21 protein-coding genes are annotated in these 21,876 nt (G+C 36.5%); 8 read left to right on the top strand and 13 right to left on the bottom strand.

Features of this window, described 5'->3' with window-relative positions; all coding sequences use genetic code 11:
• Nucleotides 1–38: 38 nt before the first annotated feature.
• Together ACWPWS_RS21995 and pepT are read right to left on the bottom strand one after the other, a co-directional pair.
• Nucleotides 39–605: a hypothetical protein gene (locus ACWPWS_RS21995; RefSeq protein WP_454047915.1), complete on the bottom strand. Its 567-nt coding sequence runs from the start codon at nucleotides 603–605 to the stop codon at nucleotides 39–41.
• Between the two features lie 6 nt (nucleotides 606–611).
• Nucleotides 612–1,859, bottom strand: coding sequence for a peptidase T (pepT, locus tag ACWPWS_RS22000; protein ID WP_454047916.1), 1,248 nt, complete (start codon nucleotides 1,857–1,859; stop codon nucleotides 612–614).
• 187 nt (nucleotides 1,860–2,046) lie between these two features.
• Here pepT and ACWPWS_RS22005 point away from each other — a divergent pair, with 187 nt between their 5' ends.
• From ACWPWS_RS22005 to ACWPWS_RS22015, 3 genes are read left to right on the top strand one after another with little or no spacing between them, the layout of a single operon-like run.
• The gene (locus ACWPWS_RS22005) at nucleotides 2,047–2,895 is read left to right on the top strand and encodes a hydroxymethylglutaryl-CoA lyase (RefSeq protein WP_454047917.1); all 849 of its coding nucleotides are present in this window, start codon (nucleotides 2,047–2,049) and stop codon (nucleotides 2,893–2,895) included.
• A 3-nt stretch (nucleotides 2,896–2,898) separates the two neighbouring features.
• Complete coding sequence (locus ACWPWS_RS22010) at nucleotides 2,899–3,915, top strand: tetratricopeptide repeat protein (RefSeq protein ID WP_454047918.1); 1,017 nt, start codon at nucleotides 2,899–2,901, stop codon at nucleotides 3,913–3,915.
• 8 nt (nucleotides 3,916–3,923) lie between these two features.
• Nucleotides 3,924–4,766, top strand: a complete 843-nt coding sequence (locus tag ACWPWS_RS22015) for a sulfurtransferase (RefSeq protein ID WP_454047919.1) — start codon at nucleotides 3,924–3,926, stop codon at nucleotides 4,764–4,766.
• 52 nt (nucleotides 4,767–4,818) lie between these two features.
• On the opposite strand, the gene ACWPWS_RS22020 is transcribed toward ACWPWS_RS22015, so the two are convergent.
• The 4 genes from ACWPWS_RS22020 to ACWPWS_RS22035 are packed head-to-tail and all read right to left on the bottom strand — an operon-like array spanning nucleotide 4,819 to nucleotide 6,723.
• Nucleotides 4,819–5,145 (bottom strand): SUF system Fe-S cluster assembly protein, encoded by a 327-nt coding sequence (locus ACWPWS_RS22020; protein ID WP_034691980.1) that lies wholly within the window; start codon nucleotides 5,143–5,145, stop codon nucleotides 4,819–4,821.
• A gap of 3 nt (nucleotides 5,146–5,148) precedes the next feature.
• Nucleotides 5,149–5,850 (bottom strand): 3'-5' exonuclease, encoded by a 702-nt coding sequence (locus ACWPWS_RS22025; protein WP_209786440.1) that lies wholly within the window; start codon nucleotides 5,848–5,850, stop codon nucleotides 5,149–5,151.
• A 19-nt stretch (nucleotides 5,851–5,869) separates the two neighbouring features.
• Nucleotides 5,870–6,217 (bottom strand): tRNA-binding protein, encoded by a 348-nt coding sequence (locus tag ACWPWS_RS22030; RefSeq protein WP_079243765.1) that lies wholly within the window; start codon nucleotides 6,215–6,217, stop codon nucleotides 5,870–5,872.
• Nucleotides 6,214–6,723, bottom strand: a complete 510-nt coding sequence (locus ACWPWS_RS22035) for a hypothetical protein (protein WP_454047920.1) — start codon at nucleotides 6,721–6,723, stop codon at nucleotides 6,214–6,216. Before ACWPWS_RS22035 ends, ACWPWS_RS22030 begins: the two co-directional genes overlap by 4 nt.
• Nucleotides 6,724–7,012: 289 nt before the next feature.
• Here ACWPWS_RS22035 and ACWPWS_RS22040 point away from each other — a divergent pair, with 289 nt between their 5' ends.
• From ACWPWS_RS22040 to ACWPWS_RS22060, 5 genes are all read left to right on the top strand, one after another.
• Nucleotides 7,013–10,657, top strand: coding sequence for a hypothetical protein (locus tag ACWPWS_RS22040; protein ID WP_454047921.1), 3,645 nt, complete (start codon nucleotides 7,013–7,015; stop codon nucleotides 10,655–10,657).
• 29 nt (nucleotides 10,658–10,686) lie between these two features.
• On the top strand, nucleotides 10,687–12,264 hold the full coding sequence (locus tag ACWPWS_RS22045; RefSeq protein WP_454047922.1) for a hypothetical protein: 1,578 nt from the start codon (nucleotides 10,687–10,689) through the stop codon (nucleotides 12,262–12,264).
• A gap of 119 nt (nucleotides 12,265–12,383) precedes the next feature.
• Complete coding sequence (locus ACWPWS_RS22050) at nucleotides 12,384–12,890, top strand: hypothetical protein (RefSeq protein WP_454047923.1); 507 nt, start codon at nucleotides 12,384–12,386, stop codon at nucleotides 12,888–12,890.
• A gap of 75 nt (nucleotides 12,891–12,965) precedes the next feature.
• On the top strand, nucleotides 12,966–15,224 hold the full coding sequence (locus ACWPWS_RS22055; protein ID WP_454047924.1) for a hypothetical protein: 2,259 nt from the start codon (nucleotides 12,966–12,968) through the stop codon (nucleotides 15,222–15,224).
• An 11-nt stretch (nucleotides 15,225–15,235) separates the two neighbouring features.
• On the top strand, nucleotides 15,236–15,625 hold the full coding sequence (locus tag ACWPWS_RS22060; protein WP_454047925.1) for a hypothetical protein: 390 nt from the start codon (nucleotides 15,236–15,238) through the stop codon (nucleotides 15,623–15,625).
• A gap of 192 nt (nucleotides 15,626–15,817) precedes the next feature.
• On the opposite strand, the gene ACWPWS_RS22065 is transcribed toward ACWPWS_RS22060, so the two are convergent.
• From ACWPWS_RS22065 to ACWPWS_RS22095, 7 genes are all read right to left on the bottom strand, one after another.
• On the bottom strand, nucleotides 15,818–16,828 hold the full coding sequence (locus ACWPWS_RS22065) for a trypsin-like serine peptidase (RefSeq protein ID WP_105683005.1): 1,011 nt from the start codon (nucleotides 16,826–16,828) through the stop codon (nucleotides 15,818–15,820).
• Nucleotides 16,829–16,901: 73 nt separating this feature from the next.
• On the bottom strand, nucleotides 16,902–17,747 hold the full coding sequence (locus tag ACWPWS_RS22070; RefSeq protein ID WP_454047926.1) for a caspase family protein: 846 nt from the start codon (nucleotides 17,745–17,747) through the stop codon (nucleotides 16,902–16,904).
• A 271-nt stretch (nucleotides 17,748–18,018) separates the two neighbouring features.
• On the bottom strand, nucleotides 18,019–18,663 hold the full coding sequence (locus ACWPWS_RS22075) for a response regulator transcription factor (RefSeq protein ID WP_454047927.1): 645 nt from the start codon (nucleotides 18,661–18,663) through the stop codon (nucleotides 18,019–18,021).
• Nucleotides 18,660–19,430, bottom strand: coding sequence for a sensor histidine kinase (locus tag ACWPWS_RS22080; protein ID WP_454047928.1), 771 nt, complete (start codon nucleotides 19,428–19,430; stop codon nucleotides 18,660–18,662). Before ACWPWS_RS22080 ends, ACWPWS_RS22075 begins: the two co-directional genes overlap by 4 nt.
• Before the next feature lie 13 nt (nucleotides 19,431–19,443).
• A complete protein-coding gene (locus ACWPWS_RS22085) occupies nucleotides 19,444–20,088 on the bottom strand; it encodes a hypothetical protein (RefSeq protein WP_454047929.1) in 645 nt (214 codons plus the stop codon).
• A 10-nt stretch (nucleotides 20,089–20,098) separates the two neighbouring features.
• Nucleotides 20,099–20,653 carry a hypothetical protein gene (locus tag ACWPWS_RS22090; RefSeq protein ID WP_105683008.1) on the bottom strand — a complete coding sequence of 185 codons (555 nt, stop codon included), beginning with the start codon at nucleotides 20,651–20,653 and terminating at the stop codon, nucleotides 20,099–20,101.
• Between the two features lie 316 nt (nucleotides 20,654–20,969).
• Nucleotides 20,970–21,794 carry a universal stress protein gene (locus tag ACWPWS_RS22095; RefSeq protein WP_454047930.1) on the bottom strand — a complete coding sequence of 275 codons (825 nt, stop codon included), beginning with the start codon at nucleotides 21,792–21,794 and terminating at the stop codon, nucleotides 20,970–20,972.
• Nucleotides 21,795–21,876 lie beyond the last annotated feature (82 nt).

A 21,876-nucleotide genomic window follows, 5' to 3' on the forward strand; every position in this document is an offset into this window, starting at 1 on the left:
AAATAAAAACCCGCTATCAGAATAGCGGGTTTTGTATATTATTTTTTAAAATTCAATACTAATGGAATAGAAATACTAGAGGAGACAGGCTTTCCTTTGTCTTCTGCCGGCTTCCATTTGCCTTTATCTTTAATCCGGTAAAAAGCGGCTTCAATAAAAGCATTGACATCTTCATTATTTCCTTTTACATTAGGATTAAGAGCATTTCCTTTAGAATCTACTACAAAGTTTAATGTTGCTTTATAAGAATCTGAAGAAAAGTTTAAAAAGACAAGATCTACGGCTTCATATAAAAGCTTTTGAAAAGCTGCTTTACCTTTATCGTATTCAGCTTCTTTACTGACTTTTGCTTTTGTAGGAGGATCTGCAGTTATTATTTTTTGATCCTCAAGGGACGCTTTATCCAAAGCAGTCTTGTATGCGGTTATTTTATCCTCTGTCAAAAGCCACTCTTTCTTGGTTCTTAAATCATTAGGCTTAGGATATTTATTATACAGAGCCGTTTTCTTCCTTTCATAGCGTGAATCTGCCCTTTCAAATTCAGAAACCTGGGCACTGCCTAAAATAAAAGTGAGAATGAAAGCTGATGCTAAGACCTTTTTCATGATTTATTAAGCTTTTACAATATTAATAATTACTCCGGTTGCTTTTTCCATACTTTCCAAAGCTACATACTCATATGGACCGTGGAAGTTGATTCCTCCCGCAAAGATATTCGGGCATGGAAGTCCCATATAAGAAAGTTGTGCACCGTCTGTACCTCCTCTGATCGCTTTGATTTTAGGTTCGATACCCGCTTCGGTCATTGCTTTGGCAGCAAGGTCTACAATGTGCATTTTACCTTCAAACTGCTGCTTCATATTTCTGTATTGCTCTTTGATTTCCACTTCAGCAGTTCCTTCACCATGCTTTTGGTTGAATTCTGCTACTTTTTCCTCCATGAATTTCTTTCTCGCTTCAAATTTATCAGCATCATGATCACGGATGATATATTGAAGTTTTGCTTCAGAAATATCAGCAGTGATATCCATTAAATGGTAAAATCCGTCAAATCCCTTTGTTGTTGAAGGAGTTTCATTGGCAGGAAGCATTTGAGCAAATTCAGCGGCTAAAAGAGCAGCATTGATCATTTTTCCGTAAGCATAACCAGGGTGAACACTTAATCCATGGATTTTTACTACTGCTCCGGCAGCGTTAAAGTTCTCATATTCAAGTTCTCCCACTTCTCCGCCATCCATTGTGTAAGCCCATTCTGCACCGAATTTAGCCACATCAAATTTATGAGCTCCTCTTCCGATCTCTTCATCAGGAGTAAATCCTACTGCAATTCTTCCATGTTTAATCTCAGGATGAGCAATAAGATATTCTGCAGCTGTTACAATCTCTGCACAACCTGCTTTATCATCGGCTCCAAGAAGAGTAGTTCCGTCCGTAGTAATTAACGTCTGACCGATATATTTTTTTAAGCTTTCAAATCTTGAAGGAGATAAGGTGAATCCTGTAGTCTGGTTCAAAAGAAGATCATTTCCGTCATAGTTTTCCCAAACCTGAGGCTTTACATTCTCTCCGCTGAAATCCGGTGAAGTATCATAATGTGAAATAAACCCGATGGTAGGTCTGTCATCGTTTTCAAGGTTAGAAGGAACATAGCCCATAATATAACCATGCTCATCAATTGAAACATCTTCAAGGCCGATGGTCTTCAGTTCTTCAGTAATATAGTTGGCAATATCCCACTGGCGGGGAGTAGAAGGTGTTGTTTCACTTTCTGCATCACTGGTTGAATATATTTTTACATAGCTAAGAAAACGGTTCAGTAATTTTTCTTTCCACAATGGGGTGAATTCTATTGTACTCATCAGATATCATAAATTTTAACAAAGTTAGCAAATTTGATGCTGAGAATACGTTATTTGCGATTTAATATCAGTTATTGAAATTATAAATCAGATATAAATCTTTGAAAATCAAAATAATGTTAGCTTTGTATGTACAGTATACTAAGTAGTTTAGTTTTATTATATTTGAGAAAATCAAAAAGTAAAAATGTTTCTTACCGAATGTCCTAGAGATGCCATGCAGGGATGGGGAGAATTTATCCCTACCGATAAAAAAATAGATTATATCAACTCCTTGATGGATGTTGGCTTTGATGTATTGGATTGTCTGAGTTTTGTTTCTCCAAAAGCAATTCCACAGATGGCTGACTCTGATGAGGTGGCAAAAAATATTGATAAATCACGTTCCAAGACTAAAGTTTCTGCAATCATCGGTAATTACAGAGGTGCCGAAAAAGCATTGAAACACCAGTCAGTAGATATTCTGGGATTCCCGTTTTCTATTTCCGAAACTTTTCAGCACAGAAATACCAATAAAAGTCAGGAAGAAGCTTTTGATGAAATTATTAAAATGCTTGATCTGGTAAAAAGTGAAGGAAAACAGCTGAATATCTATTTCTCCATGGCTTTTGGAAATCCATACGGTGAAATGTGGAAATGGGAAGATGTTGACCAGTGGGCACAGCGATTTTCTGATATTGGGGTGAAAGATATCTTGTTATCTGATACCACAGGGGTGGCAACTCCGGAAACCATTGCTCTTTTGTTTGAAAAAATACCTTCAAAATATCCTGGAATCAACTTCGGAGGACATTTTCATAACCGTTATGAAGATTCTTATTCGAAATTAAAGGCTGCTTATGATCAAGGCTGCAGAAGATTTGACAGTGCCATCAAAGGAATCGGAGGATGCCCTATGGCTAAAGATGATCTTGTAGGAAATATGCCTACAGAACAGGTTATCAACTTCATGAGTGTTGAAAAGGCAGAACATAAACTGAACTTACTGAACTTTGAAAGCTCTTATAACAAAGCAAAGGATATTTTTCATTTTTAAGATATGAAAACATTTTACATCTCTTTTCTGATGTTTTGTTCTGCTTTAATGTTCTCACAAAATGTGGGGAATTTATTCAAAGAAGAAAAATTTTCAGAAATTATCGCTTTGGAGGATAAAAGTTCTGGCTTTAGCGGAGAAGAATTATATCAATTAGGTTTTGCATTCTTTAGAGCAGAAAATGATCATAAGGCAATTGAATATTATGATAAAGCTTTAGAAAAAGGGTTTAATAATCCCATTGTTTTCTTTCAGAAAGGCTTGTCTGAGAAGTATTTGAAAAAGTATAAGGAAGCTCTTCAAAATATAGATAAAGCTATTGAAGAAGCTCCTCTAGCAGAGTTTTATTATGAAAAAATACTAATATACTATTCTCAGAAAGACTTTGTGAATGAAGAGAAAACATTCTCGGAGGCTTTGCTTACATCAAGAGAGAAAAATGATTGGTATATTAAAATAGTAATAGCTGCCGGAAATTTTTACTATACTGAAAAGAACTTTGCAAAATCTGAAAAGATATATAAGGATGGGCTTTTGGATTTTCCTAAAGAATATGAATTCTATACAAAACTTATCAAGTCTCTTAATGCTCAAAATAAGTTTGCTAAGGCTAATCAGTACTTTACGATAATGAAGTCTTTTTATGAAAAAAAAGAACTTCCTGAAGATGAGATGAAGTTTAAAAATCTTAATGTTGATGAGTTTGCCTGGAAGAATCAGTGGATCAATGTTCATAGATATTTTGAGAAGCCCAAAAATACATTAGACGGTCTTTATATTCTTTATTTGATTGACGAAAAAGGAGAAAAAGTTGAAAGGCGTTTTAAAATTGAAAAGACAGTTCAGATTGAGAAAGAAGATGCTGAGTTTGTCATTTGTGAAGAAACAAGAGAAGGAGGTCATATTACTTATCCTGTGGCATTCAAAGATGACAGCTTTACTTTGGAAAGTCTAAGGAAAGAGATTATTAATATTTTGGATAAAAAATATGATGCTGTCGGATCATTTAAACCACAATAAATATAAAAATGAAAATATCTTCAATAATTTCGATTGCCGAATTCAAAAATATTCCAACAGAAAATCTCATCATTCTTGATGCAAGAACCGGAAAAGAGGTAAAGCAAAATTACCTTGAAAAGCATATTCGCAAAGCAAGATTTATTGATCTTGATAAAGATCTGGCCGAGATAGGGAAAGATGCAGCTTTTGGGGGGAGACATCCGCTTCCTTCCGTAGAAAAGTTTGCGGAAACCCTTTCAAATCTTGGAATTGCTGCAAATTCTCACGTCGTTGTGTATGACGATAAAAATGCTTCCAATGCAGCAGCAAGGGCATGGTGGATGTTAAGATCTTTTGGATTGGAAAATGTTCAGGTTCTTGACGGCGGAATGCAGGCGGCAGAGAAAAATGGACTGGAGTTTTCTTCCGGAGAAGAAACATTTGATAAAGCTGCTTTAATTAAAAAAGACAACTGGGGTCTTCCTGTTTCGAGCTTGGAAGTGGTTGAAAATGAATTGAAAAACGATTCTTCTACAGTTGTTGATGTGAGAGATGCCTATCGTTATAAAGGTGAATCTGAGCCTATTGACCTGGTTGCGGGGCATATTCCGGGAGCGATCAATATTCCTTTTTCTGAAAATCTTGATGAAAACGGAAACTTTCTAAGTCCGGAAATCTTAAAAGAAAAATACAGTAAGTTATTACAAAATAAGCCTGATCATCTGATTATTCACTGTGGGTCGGGAGTTACTGCCTGCCACACTATTTTAGCGCTGGATTATGCAGGATTTCCCATTCCGGATCTGTATGTAGGGTCATGGAGTGAATGGAGCAGGAGAGAAGGAAAGGAAATAGCAAAAGATATATAAACAAAAACCCCGAAAATTATTTTCGGGGTTTTTATATTGTTAAAGGTAATTTTTAAAGCATTCCCAGCTCAAACTTCGCCTCTTCGCTCATCATATCCTTATTCCAGCTTGGTTCGAAAGTAAGCTCTAAATCTACACTTTTTACGTTCTCTACTTCAGCCACTTTATCTTTTACTTCCTGAGGAAGTGTTTCTGCCACGGGACAGTTGGGAGTAGTAAGTGTCATTATAATTTTTACGTCAGCATCATCGGAGATCTGGACATCATAAATCAGTCCTAATTCGTAAATATCTACCGGAATTTCGGGGTCATATACGGTTTTTAGCACACCAATGATTTCCTCACCAATGTCAGCAATTTGATCGTCTGTAAATTTCATTTTTTAATCTAGATTGATATTCCTTTTCAACAAATCTTCCTGACGCATACGCCGGAAAATATTTGCCAAAGTTAAGACATCTTTTTCACAATAGTCAACAATTCTCTGCAAGTCTTTTTCTATGTAGTAAATTGATGAAACCATTGAGCCGTCAATATCATCTTTCGGAGTGGGAATTCCAAAGACATGCGCCAGCAATTCCAGCGATACAAAACTCTTATAATCTCCGAACTTCCATAGTTCCATAGTATCTATGTGAGGAACCTCCCAGGGTTTCTTTCCAAACATCTGAAACGGAGCAGGAGGGAGCATTCCATTGATCAGGTATCGTCTGGCAATCCATGGAAAATCAAATTCCTTTCCGTTATGTGCACAAAGAATGACATTGTAAAGCCTTGGACTGTTGAAGATTTCTCCAAATTCCTGAAGCATTTTCTTTTCATCATGCCCGGAAAAGCTTTTTATTTTTAACGTTTCATTCTTTTCCACCATCCCGATGGTAATGCAGATGATTTTTCCAAACTCGGCCATAATACCGGCTCGGTCATAGAATTCTTCTGCAGAGACATCGTCTTTTCTCTGAAATCTTGTTTTTTTATCCCACAGATATTGATCGGTTTCGGATAATTCGTTCCAGGAACCGGCTTGCGGAACAGTTTCAATATCAAGAAATAAAACTCTTTCTAAGGGTATGTTCTGTATCATATGTGTTTTTGTTGGGTGTCTATCCTACCTGCATTCCATTTTTTGTGGGTAATGAAGGCGCTAAAAGAGTGACATCTTTTTTGTCCTCACCATATAATCCTAATACAAGGCATTCACTGAAGAAGTTGGCAATCTGTTTTTTAGGAAAATTGACCACTGCTAAAATCTGTTTTCCCACAAGTTCTTCTTTTTCGTAAAGAGAAGTAATTTGTGCAGATGATTTTCGGATTCCTAAATCTCCGAAATCTATTTCCAGCTGATAAGATGGGTTTCTTGCTTTTTCAAAATCATTCACTGAAAGAATGGTTCCGCATCTGATGTCTATTTTCTCAAAATCTGCCCAGGTGATATCTGGTTTTACTGTCATGGTAATTCGTTAATTAGATGTTCTACTTCTGTTTTCTGTTCTGCATATTTTTGTTGTAACATAGAGCCTTCACCCATTCTTTTGTAATATTCCAACGCTTTTCCGCCGAAGAATTTTTTATGAAAATCCGAAACTTCAGGGATCTGCGGAAAAACTTTGTGAAAAAGCATCTCATAATAGGCCTGAAATTCTCTTTCATTTTTGTCTTCAATGACCTGCCCGGGAGCCTTTTGCCTTACATGAAGCATTTCATGGGCAACCATATTCAGAACAAGGTTCAGATCAAAATCAAATAAATTTCGTGGGATCATTACGGTCTGAGGACCTCCGAGCTCTCCTTCTGCTGTAAGAAGCATCGAAGTAGGAGAGAGCTCTTCCCTGAATCCGAACCCAGCAAAGTTTTCATGTTCCAGATCAAAGGAATGGATCAGATATTTTGCTGCATCCAGAATCTGGTTGTGTTCTTTGTAAGCCTCAAGGTGTAAGTTGATCTGCTCGAAATTCATCTGAAGTATGTTTTAAACAAATGTATTAAAATATTGAGAATACCAATAGTTTTTATCTCAAAGGTTTAGAGTAGAAAAATGAAATTCTTTTTTCATACGTCAAGTTCTGTCGCTTCTGGGGGTGATCTTTGCCTCAAGAAAAAAACACAATATGAAACTTGACTTAAAAATTCCAGGTGGACATCTTTTGCCGGAAACCACCTAAAAAAATAAGGCTAAAACCTGAAGACATTCTACTAAAAAGAGCTTCAGATCTCAACCTATTTTAATCTACACAAAATTACACAAAATGAACGAAATGGAAAATAATACTGCAGGCGCAACTGTAGAAAATACACCATCACAAACTCTTTTCAGATTTGTAAGCCTGAGAAGTCCTGAATTATCGGACGATACGAAGCAAGATAAAAGATTTATTGTTATTCCTCAGGATCTGAAAAACGATAACGCTTTTTATATTCCGGTTGTTAACGGAACCGGATTGAAACAAAAATTACTGCAGACATGTGCTGCCAATTATGTAAATAACCCTGAACGCATTTCAACAGACTTGAACAGTTCAAATAGTTTAGAAGGCTTCAAAAGAACCTATAAAGCTTACTATGCATTTGGAACCTGGCTGGCAAAAAATAAAAATACCTGCACGTATGAGGAGGTTATTGCAAAAAGAAGTTTGTTGACTGATCCACAGGCTGCTGCTGTAGCTCCGCCTATGATTGGTTTATGGAATAATTTAATCTATCAGGTGGTAACTCAGAAAGATTTTTATGTTAAGGAAGTTATTATGCAACAGCTTTTGGCTCACCATATTCTTTCTGTGTCCAATGAGGAAGAAATGAAAACGGCACTAGGCGCAAAAGTTGTTTTGCCTAAAGAATTGATGTTGGACAATGAGTCTCTTGTTGCGTCACAAACTGTTTCAAGAATGGCTTCTGAAGGACCGAAGGAAACTTTCCCGACAGAAGAAATGAAAAGTCAGCAGTTAATTTCTGCTGCAAAGATGAAGCTTGAAAAGTATGAAGCTTTAAAGAAAAATCTTTCTGCTGTTGAAAGATTGTATAAGGCAGAATATCAAAAAGAGTATGCCGCCAAAGAAGAAATTCATCAAAGTGAAATTACTTCGATTATTAATGGATATAAAAGAGAGCTGGCAGCTAATAAAGAGAACTTTTGCCAGGTAAGGAATCCTGAGATAAAATATGACCCGGCAGATCCTTGTCAGCAAGCTCCGGGTATCCCTGAACCAATATTACCAAAGTTTAATTTTCAATTCAGACCCGAAATAGAAGCAGACTCTTTATTAAGAGCAATAAAACCTGAAAATTTGGATGCTTTGCTTGATATTCTGGGATCTGATTTTCAGGCAAGCTCAAATAATGAAAGGTCAGCAGAGCTGAGTCCTCTCGATCTTGCAGGGCTTTTAGAAGGAAGAAGTACTTTTTCGGAGATTGATTCTTTATTGAAAGAAGCTGTTGAGAAGTGTAATACTAGTATTGTTGAAAATACCAATACGGATAATGAAGCATATACCAGTATCGGAGGAGTTTTGATTCCTGTGGCAAAAACAGTGGCTGTTCCTTTCACCTATCAGATTTGTCCAAAATATGTTTATCAGGGATTTACCTTTGATACAGCGCTTACAGTACCTGATTCTTCATGGGAGGTCAACAATATCTCTTATAATCTTACTCCAGGTAATGGTTCTGCAAACATTAGCAGTGATTATTATGTAAAGTCCAGATCCGGGAATATTATTTTCCTCAATGATCTTTGTATGCCGGGGCTAGACTTTAATACGATTCAGGATGCTTCTTTAAGTATTAAAATTATGTTCACTAATGGAAAACTGGCAAATATTTATGTGGATAAATTACAGGCCAGATCTTGTTTATCTGACAAATTTTTGCTTGAAGTGGAAGATGATGAACCTGTGAAGACAGATGATGAAAATAATTTTATTCCTTCAGGATTCGGATTTAAGCAAATTGGTATTGCAGATTATTTGAAAGTTGAACAGACTACTCACGCCTATGTTGAAGGTGAAGTCGCTCATATTGAGAATATCATGGCTCGCGAATATCGTGAGAAATCTACCAGAAGATTAAGAAGAAGTGAAAATACTACGACTACATCTTCTGATACAGAGAGAGAACAACTTACTGATACTACAACAGCTACCCGTTTTGAAATGCAGAATGAGATTGCTAAAATGATGCAGGAAGCATCAGACAGTAATACGCAGTTTGGAGTAAATGCAAGTTACAAAACCGGAAATGCAAATATCAATACAAGTTTAGGTCTGGGTAATGCCAGCCATAGTTCAAGAGATGAGAGCACAAGACAAGCCACTACCCAGGCACAGGATATTACATCACGGGCTATGGATAGGATTGTCACAAAAGTTCATGAGGAGAGAATTGAGAAAATTATTGAAGAGTTTGAAGAAAACAATAGTCATGGCTTTGATAATAAAAAAGGAGATAAACATGTTGTAGGCGTTTACAGATGGGTGGATAAACTGATGAAAAATCAGATCTATGATTACGGGAAACGTATGATGTTTGAATTTATGATTCCTGAGCCTGCAAAATTACATTTGTTGGGAATGACAAAAAGTAAGTTTGTAAAACCTGAAGATCCTAGAACTTCTGATGTAATGCCGATGAAAGATTTCAGTGCCCTCTCCAATGAGACAACTTTGAAATACTGGATCAGTAAATACAATGTGGAAATGGAAAAATTTCTGCAGAATAGTATCAAGGTAACAAAAGGGTTTGCATACGGTAGAGATAAAACTCCTGATATGAGTGAGACAGCAGGAGCATCGAGTGCAATCGGATTACAGGATGTGGTGAAAATTCCTGAGGGATATATCAGTACAGAATATTCAATCAGTGGCGGAGGAAAAGAATATGTTAGCTCATTATTGAATATCAATATTGCTGATAAACGTATTGTAGAGGGAATCACAACAACGGGGTTCAGTAAAAGCGGAAGTTTTGTTGGATATACCGGCGATGTTGCAGTCAGCATTTCTACGGACAGGTTTTACTCTTTTGAAACCTCACTTTCAATCACATGTATGCTGACAGAAGATGCCAGGAAACAATGGCAGCTTAAAACGTTCAAGTCTATCATTGATGCTTACGAAGTCGCTTTGGTCGAATATAACAATGCTATTTCTGAGGAAGAAAACAAAGCCTCTGCCATTAAAGACTCAAATCCTAATTTTTACAGGCAGATTGAAAATACGGTTCTTAGAAAAAATTGTATTTCCTATATGGCAGATAGAGCCCTGGACGCCATTCATGGTTACGGTTTATCAGGGTTAACTCAAGGGAGTTCATTTACTGATTATGAAACGAAGCTTTCTCATAATCTTGACAAATACTCTGCTTTTGTAAAATTCATGGAGCAGGCATTTGAATGGGAGAATCTATCCTATTATCTGTATCCATACTATTGGGGAAATAAACACAACTGGTCAGATTTATATAAAGCAGAAAATACAGATCCTGTTTTTAAAGCATTTTTACAAAGCGGTATGGCCAGAGTAGTAGTAACGGTGCGTCCAGGCTTTGAAGGTGCTGTACAATTTTATCTGGCAACAGGAAAAATATGGAATGGAGGTGAAGTTCCTGTCATTGGAGATGACCTTTATCTATCCATTGTAGATGAATTGAAGCAGCCAAAAGGGAAAAAACATGGAAAAGCATGGATTACCAGACTTCCTACTACTTTAAATATTCTTCAGGCAGAAAGTATAGGATTAAAAGTCGCTCATGCATTGCCATTTACTACTGAGAATCCAGATGATTTTGAAGTGCCTTCCGAAGTAATTACTGAGGACAGATTCAATTTCGAGCCTAACAATAATCTTCTTGGAGTAGAATCATTGGAAGGACAGAAAGTCATTTCAGGAGACTGGAAATAAATTAGTCATTAACCTTAAAAATTAAAAAAATGCCAATTATAGGAAAAATTATACGTGTCAATGAATTACCTCCAATTGGAGAAAGGGAAACGAATGCTATTTATCAGGTAGCAGCGCCAGGTTCCCTATCTTACACAGATTATGCCGTTGATGAAAACGGAGATTTAAAGACCCATGCCGTTGTTGACGGAACCATTCCCCTGGAATTAGCTGATAATCATGTCAGTATTTCAAATGCTGATCTTTTGGCCGAAGGAATTGCAAGTCAGGCTCAGTATAATATCAAGACAAGAGAAAAATTAGCTAAGAAATTAGAAGTTCCTGTCACAGATGGAAATGCTCAGGATTATCCTAAAATTATAGGATTGAATGATAATGGCAATGTTGCCAAACTTCCTGCAGGTGATTTAGGGAAAAATATGATGAATGCAAACCTGTCCAACAGCGCAGCAAGAAATCATACCCTTAACGCTTCATTTTCGATCAATACTCTAGGAAACCCTTATATATTATCCGGGTTACCTAATAAGAATGCTGATACGGCTAATTTTCAAAAAGTTGTAGTTCAAAATACCAGTGGCTTAAATGCCATTGTAGACAGTAAAAATTTACTGATGGAAATGCCCAATCAAATGACAGATGCTGAGAGAGCTACATGGAAGACGAAAATGAACGGAGGCTGGAGTACAGATACCATGAGTGTGGCAGTAATATCTCCGCCAATTGTTGATAAAACGGACCGTCCATTTTGGATCAATCTTAAGGGAGCTAATTTAAATCTCCCTTCCACAAGTTTTAAAGTAGAGCTATGTACCCAGGATAGTGTTTCAGCTGATACAGCTACTGTTGTTACCGCAATCCCAGGTTCACAGGTTCAGCTATATCCTAATGGAATTGATCTGACCTTCTATTACAATTTCAAAAATATTCCGGTAGGAGAATATAAAATCAGATTATGGAATGGGGTAGCCTGGTATCTGACAAGTTTTACCATCCGTGTGGTAACCCAGATACAGCGTATTCCTCTCAATAACATTGTTTGGGAACAAAAAATATACAATAATGCGGTATCACCCGCCATTACACAGGCCGGAGCTGCTGTAAGCTATAGTTCTGACAGCAATGTAAAGGCTCTTGCCGATGATTCAAGTTTCATCGCAGCCAGAAAGACAAATCAACTGATTGGGGCAGATGAAGATTTTTACATGAGTGTTGAAATTACAGGTAAAACGGCAACAATTAACGGACCTAACGGTTTTGGAACGATGACCCATTTTGTAGGATTAGTCAATGCAGCCAATGGAGTAGACCTATTAAATCAAACCGTTGCAAACGTTAGGCTGGTTCAGTCGTATTGGTATCCTATGTGTAAAATATTCCCTGACAATTCAGCTGAGACAGTCACTACTGCGGAGCCAACTTATGCTCTTAACGTCACATTTATAAGACGTGGAGGAAGCTGGACTGTTATTGTCAATTTCAATAATAAAACGGTTACCTATACCAAAACAGGGTATACCGGTCCGGTTGCCTTCGGAATGTATAACATGAATACAGGTGGGAATACAGGGGTAAGTGCCAATATTGTTGAACTGTATAAACTATAACCTTTATCAAGCTTTGAGCTTAAAGCAATAAAAGGCAGAGCCTGAAAATTCTGCCTTTCAATCAAATAGTGTCTATAAACTTAGCCACGAATTATTTAACCAAGCAAAATTTTAAAACAATGAAAGAAAAATTATTAATCCCTGAACAGGTACAGCAACTTTTAAAAGAAATCAATACAACAAATTTAAACCTGGGAGAAATCCAGATCTCTGAACATCCTTTGCTCTCAACTTTTAACAGATTTATCAGGATCAATAAAATGGTGGTAGATACAGAGCTTCCAAGAATCTATCTCTTTTACCAGCAGGTTTTAAGAGATAAAGAAACGAATGAAATTGAACCTTCAAACCTCCCGACTCCTGAATGGCTGATTGGGGAAGAAGAATGGTCAAGCCTTAGAGATGAAAACTTTAACAGAATATTTGTACCCGTAATAGATGAAGAAACCCAGAACCCTGTTCTGGATGAGAACGGACATCCCAAAACATCTATTGTCAAAGTGAATACCCATCATTACATGCTTTGGCTTGTCAAAAACAATAAAATAGGTTTTTTGGATCTTCTGAAAAGCTATTTACAGGAATTTGCTGAGATGAAAAGCAATGAGCTGAACAGATTGTCTTAATGTATTGATTATCAAATGATCATTTAACTGGCAGGGTCTTAAAACCCTGCCTTTATTCACCTTAAAAATCACAAAATGAGTTTAGAAATTTTAAATAATCCTCTGTTGAGGAACATCACGGATTTCTCTCCCGGAAATGACAGTTCTGATTCTTTTGAGACCATTTTCCCTGTTCAGGAATCTCCTTTGGAGTTAAAGCAAAAAACATCAAGACAAATTGCCAATACGTATTACGGTGGGAAACCGGTTGCAGACGGTAATGGATTTCAGATCTATTCGGATGATCCTGTCTTTGGAGGAAATATCGACGAAGTTGTTGTTTATAAAAGCAGATTCAGACAGACCATAGCCGGAATTGATGTTGTTCTTTTTGCCAGTAAAAATGGTGCTTTTCTTCTTCAGCGCTTTATGGAAGCTTTACCTAATAGTAATGAACTGATTCTCTTTTTAGAAATTGATGACCGTTACAATCATAATACGGTAATGCGTGCCGTAGCCGGAGCAGGACTTACGAATAAAAAGGATATGCCTTTTGCAGATATTCTCAGTTTTACAAGAAAACATGAAGTAACCGTTACATCAAAATCACTCAGAAACCTTATTGAAAAAGGGATTTACAGAAATAAAGTTGATTTTATAAGCTGGTTTCTGGGACTTAAAGATAAAAGTATCGGAGAAATATTCAGCTTTTTTAAGCAGGAAGCATTGGAAGGAACGTCAGTGTTTTTCACACAAGGTATTGCCGAAAATATTGTCAAACTAAGAATTTCAGAGAACGGATGGAATCCCAATCCGAAAGAAGGAGAATACAATCCTACCTTTATTCCGGAGGTCTTTTATAAAGAGATCAAAGATTTCTATGAACATAAAGCATACCAGAACCCTTATGAAAATCTTGCGGGCCAGAAAAAAATCAATGCTAAAATTGTAAAATCTTTTTTTGAAAGCATCAATGAGGTAAAGGATGGTTTTAATGGTCTGCTGAATAACGCTGAAACTTTATTTCCCACTTTTATCTATAAAAGAATTAATAAATCCCTGACCTTCTTTTTCAACCAGATCGATAAGCTGGAGAAGTTTATTGCAGACCCACTCACCGGAATGCAGCATATTGTGTACAGAAACTATCAGATTGCCAATGCCTTTCTTTGTGGAATCTATAACAGTCTGGTTGATATTATTGCCGGAATTTTCTCCATCATAGGCTTTATCTTCAAAGCAGTCGCTGCCATGGATAAAGTGAATGATAGGAAAGTGGAATATGGGGAAATGTTCCTGGAACTGATGGAAGACCTGCTGGAAGGTATTCTGACTTTTGATTATGTGGAGTTCTTTAAGGAATGCATTACGTTTCAGCTAAAAACCATCGTCCGTCTGGTAAAATGGGTAGAAAAAAATCTTCCTAAGGTCACACTGGAAAAAGCGGCCTATTATTACGGGTATATCATTGGGATTATCATTGATATTATTGTGGAGACACTTCTTACAAGTGGAACTGCAGCAGTCGCCAGGCTGGCCAAATCCGTAGAAAGTTTTGTCCTAAACCCTTTGGAAAAGATTACCAAAGCAATCACAACAGCAGAGAACGCTCTCAACAGAATTATAGAATTTATTCGAATGATTCTCCGGGAATTTAAAAAGGGATCAAAAGAAATTTTTTCTAAATTAGAAAAGATTTTAAATGAGGTCTTTGGTTTTGGCGAAGAGGTTGCAGATCATGGTTTGTCTCCTGCTGAGAAAACAGTGAAGGATAATCATAAGAGGATCCAGGAGAAGTTAGAAAGGAGAAAGGATCCGGTAAAAAGAAAAAGAATAAAGCAGCATGAAGATTTTATCAAGAAATGGTCTGGAAAATCAATAAAATCACTTACTAAAACTGAAATTGCAAATGCTTTGAAGGGCTTTACTGAGCAAGGAAATAGAATTGCAAAATTAATAGAAGATGGTAAAATAGTGATTCGTATTCTTGATGATGATGATTATATCAAGATGTGTATGGAAATATATGGTGATACCCTAGAAGTCGCTAAAAGCACACATGCTTTTGCTGATGGTACAGAAATGTTTTTTAGAGCATCAAGAAAACCAGATATTTTTTTAAGTGAGATTATTCATGAAGGAACCCATGCTAAAGAAGCATTGGAAATTAAAAATTTACTTGATTTAGGTAAAACAGATGAGGAAATTAGAAGAACCTTTGGAAATAACTGGTCTTTTGAAAAACGAGCTTTTTTTCATGAACATGCATGGCAGAAAGCTACCGGAATGGACAAAGATTTTGAAACAATTGAAGAATTGTTAGATAATATTTTTTCAAACTATGATGAATACTAAATGTTTAAACTATGAAAACAAAAATAAAAGAATTATTAATAGAACTTACTTTAAGAAGAAATAAAGATCAAAAAGACAGATTATTTTATCAAGCTAAAGAAAAATTAGGAATAAGTGACTCTGTTTCACTTACAAACTGGCTTATGCATTGGCATAAAAAAATAAAAAGAGGATTCCCTTTTGAAGAGTTTCAAAACGATTATTTTGAACCTTCCGATGTTTTGTTGCCAAAATATAAAATTTTATTTGAAAACTGTCCTGAACTTTCAGAACTCTATGAGCTTAAAAATGATAAAATATATTTCAATTCTTCTTTGACAGATCAGGAAAAGCAAGAGATTTTAGATTATGTAGATGAGAACTATAAGATTGTCAGACATAGCTACGGCAGAAGATCATAATATTTCTTAGGAAGCGGTCTTATTTTTTAATATCTAGTCCTTAAATAGGTTGACTAAAATAATTAACCCCGTTGCCGCACAATTATATCGTGTGGCTTTTTCGTTACCAACTTTCTCAAAAGTTTTCATCCTTGTAAAAAAATAAAAAAGCCTACCCCGAAAGGCAGGCTTTGATTGAAACTAAAAAATAAATTAAGGATGTTCATTTCTTGCTCTGATGACCAGATTGACTAAATCTGAGCCGCCACTTGCAAAATTATCGCTTGGGTTGTGGGCACTTTGAGTAGCCACAGCATATGGAGAGCCATCCCAATATCCCCAGAAAGGGCCTCCGCTTTGTCCAGGCCATATATCTGCTTTATGGCTCATGCTTTCGTTGTCATCAGCACTCCAGAAATCTCCATCCAGTGCGATACCTGTTTGGTAGGTTGGTCTTTGAGTTCCTGTAAGGTCACCCGGATATCCTGCGTGAGTCCAGTAAGCACCTCCATCCCAAGAGTCGGAATAAGATTTTGAGCCTAGCCAGCCTGTGCTGTTTCCGATGGGTCTGTCTAATACAATCACTACATAATCGTATTGTATTTCCGTAGAGTCGATAGTAGGACCTGCTACTTTATACTTGTAATAGGTTAATGTTCCCCAGGCTGTTCCGTAAGGAGCGCTTCCATTGTAATACATAGGGGTAAACTTCAGCCATCCTGTTGTATTATTAGGCTGCCAGTCTACAATATGGGAACAGGTAAGAAGGTGTCTTGGTCCTATCATGACACCGCTTCCTGAGCCTAAAGAACTTTCTACTCTTCCTACACATCTCCATGGATAGGCGGTAGAATTATATACTTTTCTTTGATCTGCTCCGAAAATTGTTCTTGCATTTTCAGGAGTCAGGAAAGAATCTCTTTCAATGAATTTAGGCTTTCTGTCTTTTTTAGGTTCCAGTTTTGGGTTGTATTCAAAATCAGCATGGGTAGGATAGAAATGATCAGTTTCCAACGATCGGTTTTCTGCTGTTTTTTCATCCATAGGCATTCCTATGGTTTTCATTCCTTTTGGAAAAGTTCTTCCGTTAATGGTTTCCATAGCAGGAGCCTGGCTGAATAATTTTTCAATTGCTGCCGGTTTTTCAGTTAATTTCGCTTTAACAGTTCTAAGTCTTGACACCTCTTCAGTTGTCATTGGGTTGTTGTTTTCAATTTTAGACATGATTATTATTTTTAATCTAGTGTATTCCTACTCTTTTGATGGCTTTTCGGATTCCGCCGGTAAAGGTTTATGATTAAGTGAATATTTTTTGTGAAAATTCTGCAGTAATGCTTTCTGTCTGGTTAATTTGAGCGGCTCCCATAGCAGCCAGTGCAATAGCCACCTGTTTATCAAGCGTTTTTCGGACGATATTTCCATTGGTAGCACGTAATGCCTTACAGAAATGATAGGTGAAATATCCTCGTATTTGTCCGCTGATATTGCCTTCCATTGATACCTGATTGTCTTTCGCAGCCGCCCATAAAGTATGGTTCATTCCTGCAACAGGGACAAGTGCTTTCGTGAGAACGGTTGATTTTTTTGAATTCTTAGAAGATTCCATTTCACTGGCATAGGTCAGATAGAATTCATCTTCAAGCATGGGAGGAATGTAACGGGCAGTTTCGTTCAGAAAATCTGCTTCCAGTCCCAGATCCATTTTTCTGGTTCCTGTTCCGGAATAACAGCAGTCGAAGATCACTTCCATATTAACTCCCGCTTTTAGTTTGCTGAGAACGGTCTTAAAATCATCATCACGAATGACTCCGTTATTGGCATAATCATTTGGACAAATAGCTTCATCCAGACCATCCAATTCCAGATCTGCTCCGATATTGGCGACTCTTGTTCCGTGCCCGGAATAATAAAAGACAAGAGAATCTCCTTTTACACTTGTGCTGATCATGGATTTCAGATAGTTCAATATATTCGCTCTTGTGGCATTTTGGTTGGTCAGGATTTTAATCTTTGCCGGACTAAAACCACAGATAACCAATGTATTTGCCATATCCCTCGCATCATTTACACAGCCATTAAGGTCCGGACCTCCGTATCCAATGGGTGCATAATCATTAATACCTACGATAAGTGCTTTTTTCATTGTATTAGTTTTAAAAATATTCCCTACTCTGTTTCGGCTTTTCAGGTTCTGCCTTTCTGTGTTTTTTTCTATCACAAAATTCCGCTATTCCGAAAGACAAAAACAGAGGAGAAAGCCGTATTTTGGAAAAGGGAAAACACCTTTTTGCTTGTATATGAGAATGTTATGAAATAAAAATCCGGCAGCTTGAAAAGCTGCCGGATACGTAAAATAGAATGTAAAGATGTTTGTTTTATAGTATTGAAATAAGATTAATAATGAGAATATTCAATCAGCACAGATCATGTTTTAAGGCAAAAAGCACCAATCCTGCTCTGTTTTTTATATCCAGTTTTACAAAAACAGAATCTCTGTAGCCATCAATGGTTTTGGGGCTAAGGCACATCTTATCAGCAATTTCCTTGTAGGTAAGTTCACTGCATGCCCATTTTATAAATTCCTTTTCCCGGTCTTTCAGTTCTGAAAGTAAGGATGCATTTTTAGCTTCTTCAGTTTTTACTTTCAATAACTTCTGGGCTACAAAATCAGTATAAAAACTCCCTTTCTCAAATACGGTATCAATGGCCTGAAAGAGAATAGAGGGCTGCATATCTTTGAGTAAATATCCTTTTGCTCCGGCCTTCAGCATTTTAATCAAAATTCTTTCATCATCATCCATGGTCAGGGCAATGACTTTGATATCGGGATAATGCTCGGTAAGCCATTCTGTGGTTTCTATACCATTTTTATAGGGCATATTAACATCCATCAGGACTACGGCGGGTAATTCTGAAGCCTGTTCCACACCTGCAATAAATTCTTCTCCGTTGGGATAATTCATAATTACCCGATATTGAGTGTTTTCTGTGATCATATTTTCCAGGGCTTTGGAAATTAAGGTATGATCATCAACGATCGCTATGGGAATAGTTTTCATAATAAATTTTTGTGATAGGTTATCAATGTTTGTGTTCCTTTATTAAGTTCTGAATGTATAGACAGTTCAGCATGAATCAGTTTGGCTCTCAGTTCCATGTTTTTTAATCCTGAACCGTCCTGAATACTGCTGGTATCAAAGCCTCTTCCATTGTCGGAGATGCTGATGTGTAGTTTCTCACAGTCATCTTCCATCTGTATGGAAACATTTTTGGCTTTGGAATGTTTAAGGATGTTGTTGATACTTTCCTGTACAATTCTGAAAAGAATCAGACCGTGCTTTGGTGAAATATCAATATCCTGTTTTTGGGTGATAAATTCTATTTTTAATAATTTCAGTTTTTTGATCCTCTGAACTTCTCTTTCAATAGACTCTGCCAGCCCGAAATGAATGATCTGTTCAGTGATTAATGTTTTAGACAGGTTTCTGATATCCTGTATGCATTCACCAAGTAATTCGTTGAGCTCAGTCAGATCTTCTTTTTCGGTATCTTTGAGCTTGGTAATCAATTGGTTTTGGAGCAAACGAACGACGGACAATTTTTGACCCAGATCATCATGCAATTCCTGACCGATATAGTTGAGGGTCTGCTCCTTCATTTCTACCTGCGAAGTAGCAAGCTCCTTTTCAAAATGAAGGTCTTTTTCTTTTTGTGCGATCAGTAAGGTTGTTTTTTTCTTGATAAAAACCGCATAAATAAAGATCATTGTCAAGACAACGATGAATAAAGTAATCGTAAAGATGATGACTAAATTATTCTCTTCCATATCTGAAAAGGATTTATCTGATTCTTTCTTGTTTGTTCCAAATTAAACCCAATATGAGTATACCGTTACTGATCAGATTCAACATAAATAAAATGAAAAAATAAATAGTTTCCGAAACAGTAGTTCTGAAAAAAAGGATCGGGATGCTTCCAATGAAAAAGATCAGTAAAGCTACTGAAATCCAGAATGGTAAGTAACTTTTGATTCCCAGTATTTTATCAGAATTAAAGGTTTGGTACAGGAACAAAATAATTGAAAATAACAACAGAAGAATATCTACATAGAGCATATTAAAAGAAAAGTGATGAAGCAGATCATCTTCCGTATAAAACATGACAGCAATATTGAGGACAAAAAGAGCCAGGATGATAACCTGTATCCTTTTGAGCAGCGGAACATACAATAACTGGTAATAGTAAAATAAGTATAAAAAGAATATAATCATTAAAAAACCAATCACGTAAAATATGTCCGTAGGCAGTTTTGTCAGGTCGTAGTAGAAATAACAGAAAATATCAATCAGGGAAAACAACAGATATCCTATGATAAAAAACAAATTCTCCTTTCCGGTTTTTCTATATTTTGTGACCATCAGAATCATTACTATAATGGATATAACCATAGATATCTGTTTCCCTGTTTCAATATTCCAGTTCATAATCTCGTTTTTATGGCATGGTTCCGGATAACGTTTTTGGAGGAGGTGCCAGATTGGTCATGTTCATAGATTCTATTGAAGGGACATCTGTATTTTCCTCAGTAGCTTCCGTTCTGGCCATTGCATTGTCTCTTTTTCTTTTCTGTGAAGTAGGCACCAGAAATATGGTTTGATAGCCTGCGTATTCAGGTTTTGCCATTCTGTTTTTAGGATGATTTACAGGGTATTTTCCCATATAAATTCTAATTCCCGGATTTTTTAATTTCTGTTTTTTGGCATTTTCTTTTACATATTTAATATAGCCTTCCATGTCTTCCAACGAAAACCAGTACCATCGGGAATCCGGTTCACCGTTCCTGTATTTGGTGAGAATTTCATGATTGGTTCTGGTGTACTCATCAAAAAGAACCCGGCCTTCACGATAGCTGATCAGCTTTTTCTTATAACTGTTGCTAACAGGTTCTTTAGGTGGTTCGGAGCAGCGGGTGCAGCTTAGCAGACATAAAGCCAGAATAAGTGCTGCACACAAGGGACTTAAAATCTTAGTAAAAAAGGAAGTTTTCATTTTTATGGTTTTTAATTTTATGGAACAAAATTAGCTAACGGCACAACTATAAAAAAGAGGGAAAACACTGTTTTTATCCTTTAATAAATTTACGGCTTTTTAATATTCAGTTGAATATAAAATGTTGATTTGTTTTTATTTTAAAAAAAATATTAATTATGATTATTAAAATAACAATATCTGTTTGGTTCCGAAACTAAGTATAAAAAACAGGACCGGAAATCTATTCCCGGTCCTGTCAAACAAGATTAAGTGTAAAATTTAGCCTTTAAAGGCAAAAAGGATAATTCAAATGTGAACAGATTTTTATTGATTCTTAATCTATGTTTAGGGGAATTGATAGTAATGGTATTTTATTCTTATAAGCCATAATGGCTGTTTTACTTCGGTGGAAAAGAGATTCCACAAGATTGTATTTGTAGGGAACCATGGTCAGCAGATCCGGACTCGTCAACCTTATTTCCTCCTCAATAGCCTTGATGACCTCGATGGATTGAATCATCTTAAAACTGTATTTAATGTCATCCAGATCATAGCCGGAATTCAGGTCAATATCATGAATAACCTCTGCGAAACCTTCCAGTCTTTCACTTACATTGAATACTTCAACTTCAGCATTAAATTCATTAATAAAATAATAAATGTCATTCATGGCAGACCAGGTCATGTTTTTGTGAGTGTCATACGCGAAAAGAATTTTCCTGATTCCCGTATATTCTATGTGGGCAGGAACAATGAGGATTGGCCTTTTAATTCTGTGGATAGCCCTTGTCACGCTATTTCCTAAAATCCTTTGCTCAAGAGTTTTTTCTGCCATTCCCATCACTATAAAATCGCATTCGTGAAGCTGTATACAGTTTTCGAGCTCTTCAATAAAATTACCTGAAGCCAGATGATGGGCAGCTTCAATGCCATACAGGGAGTTGAGTTCAATGGCTTTATCTTCCAGTTTTTTCTGATTTTTAAGCGTTTGGGTATAGAAAAAATCGGCGGAAGCCTGTGCATTCAAGGCATGAACAGAAACCGTTTGAAGATTAAAAAGGATAATCCTGTATTTGTTTTCTTTTGCCATAGATGCTGCGTAATGCGTGGCATTTTCAGCTTCGTGAGAAAAATCTGTGCAGACAATTATTGTTTTCATTGTACCGGATTTAATACTGCAAAACTATGATAGCCAGCAATTCGCCGATTATAAAAATAGGGTGACATTGCATAAAATGATG

This window comes from Chryseobacterium sp. Marseille-Q8038, from assembly GCF_965111995.1.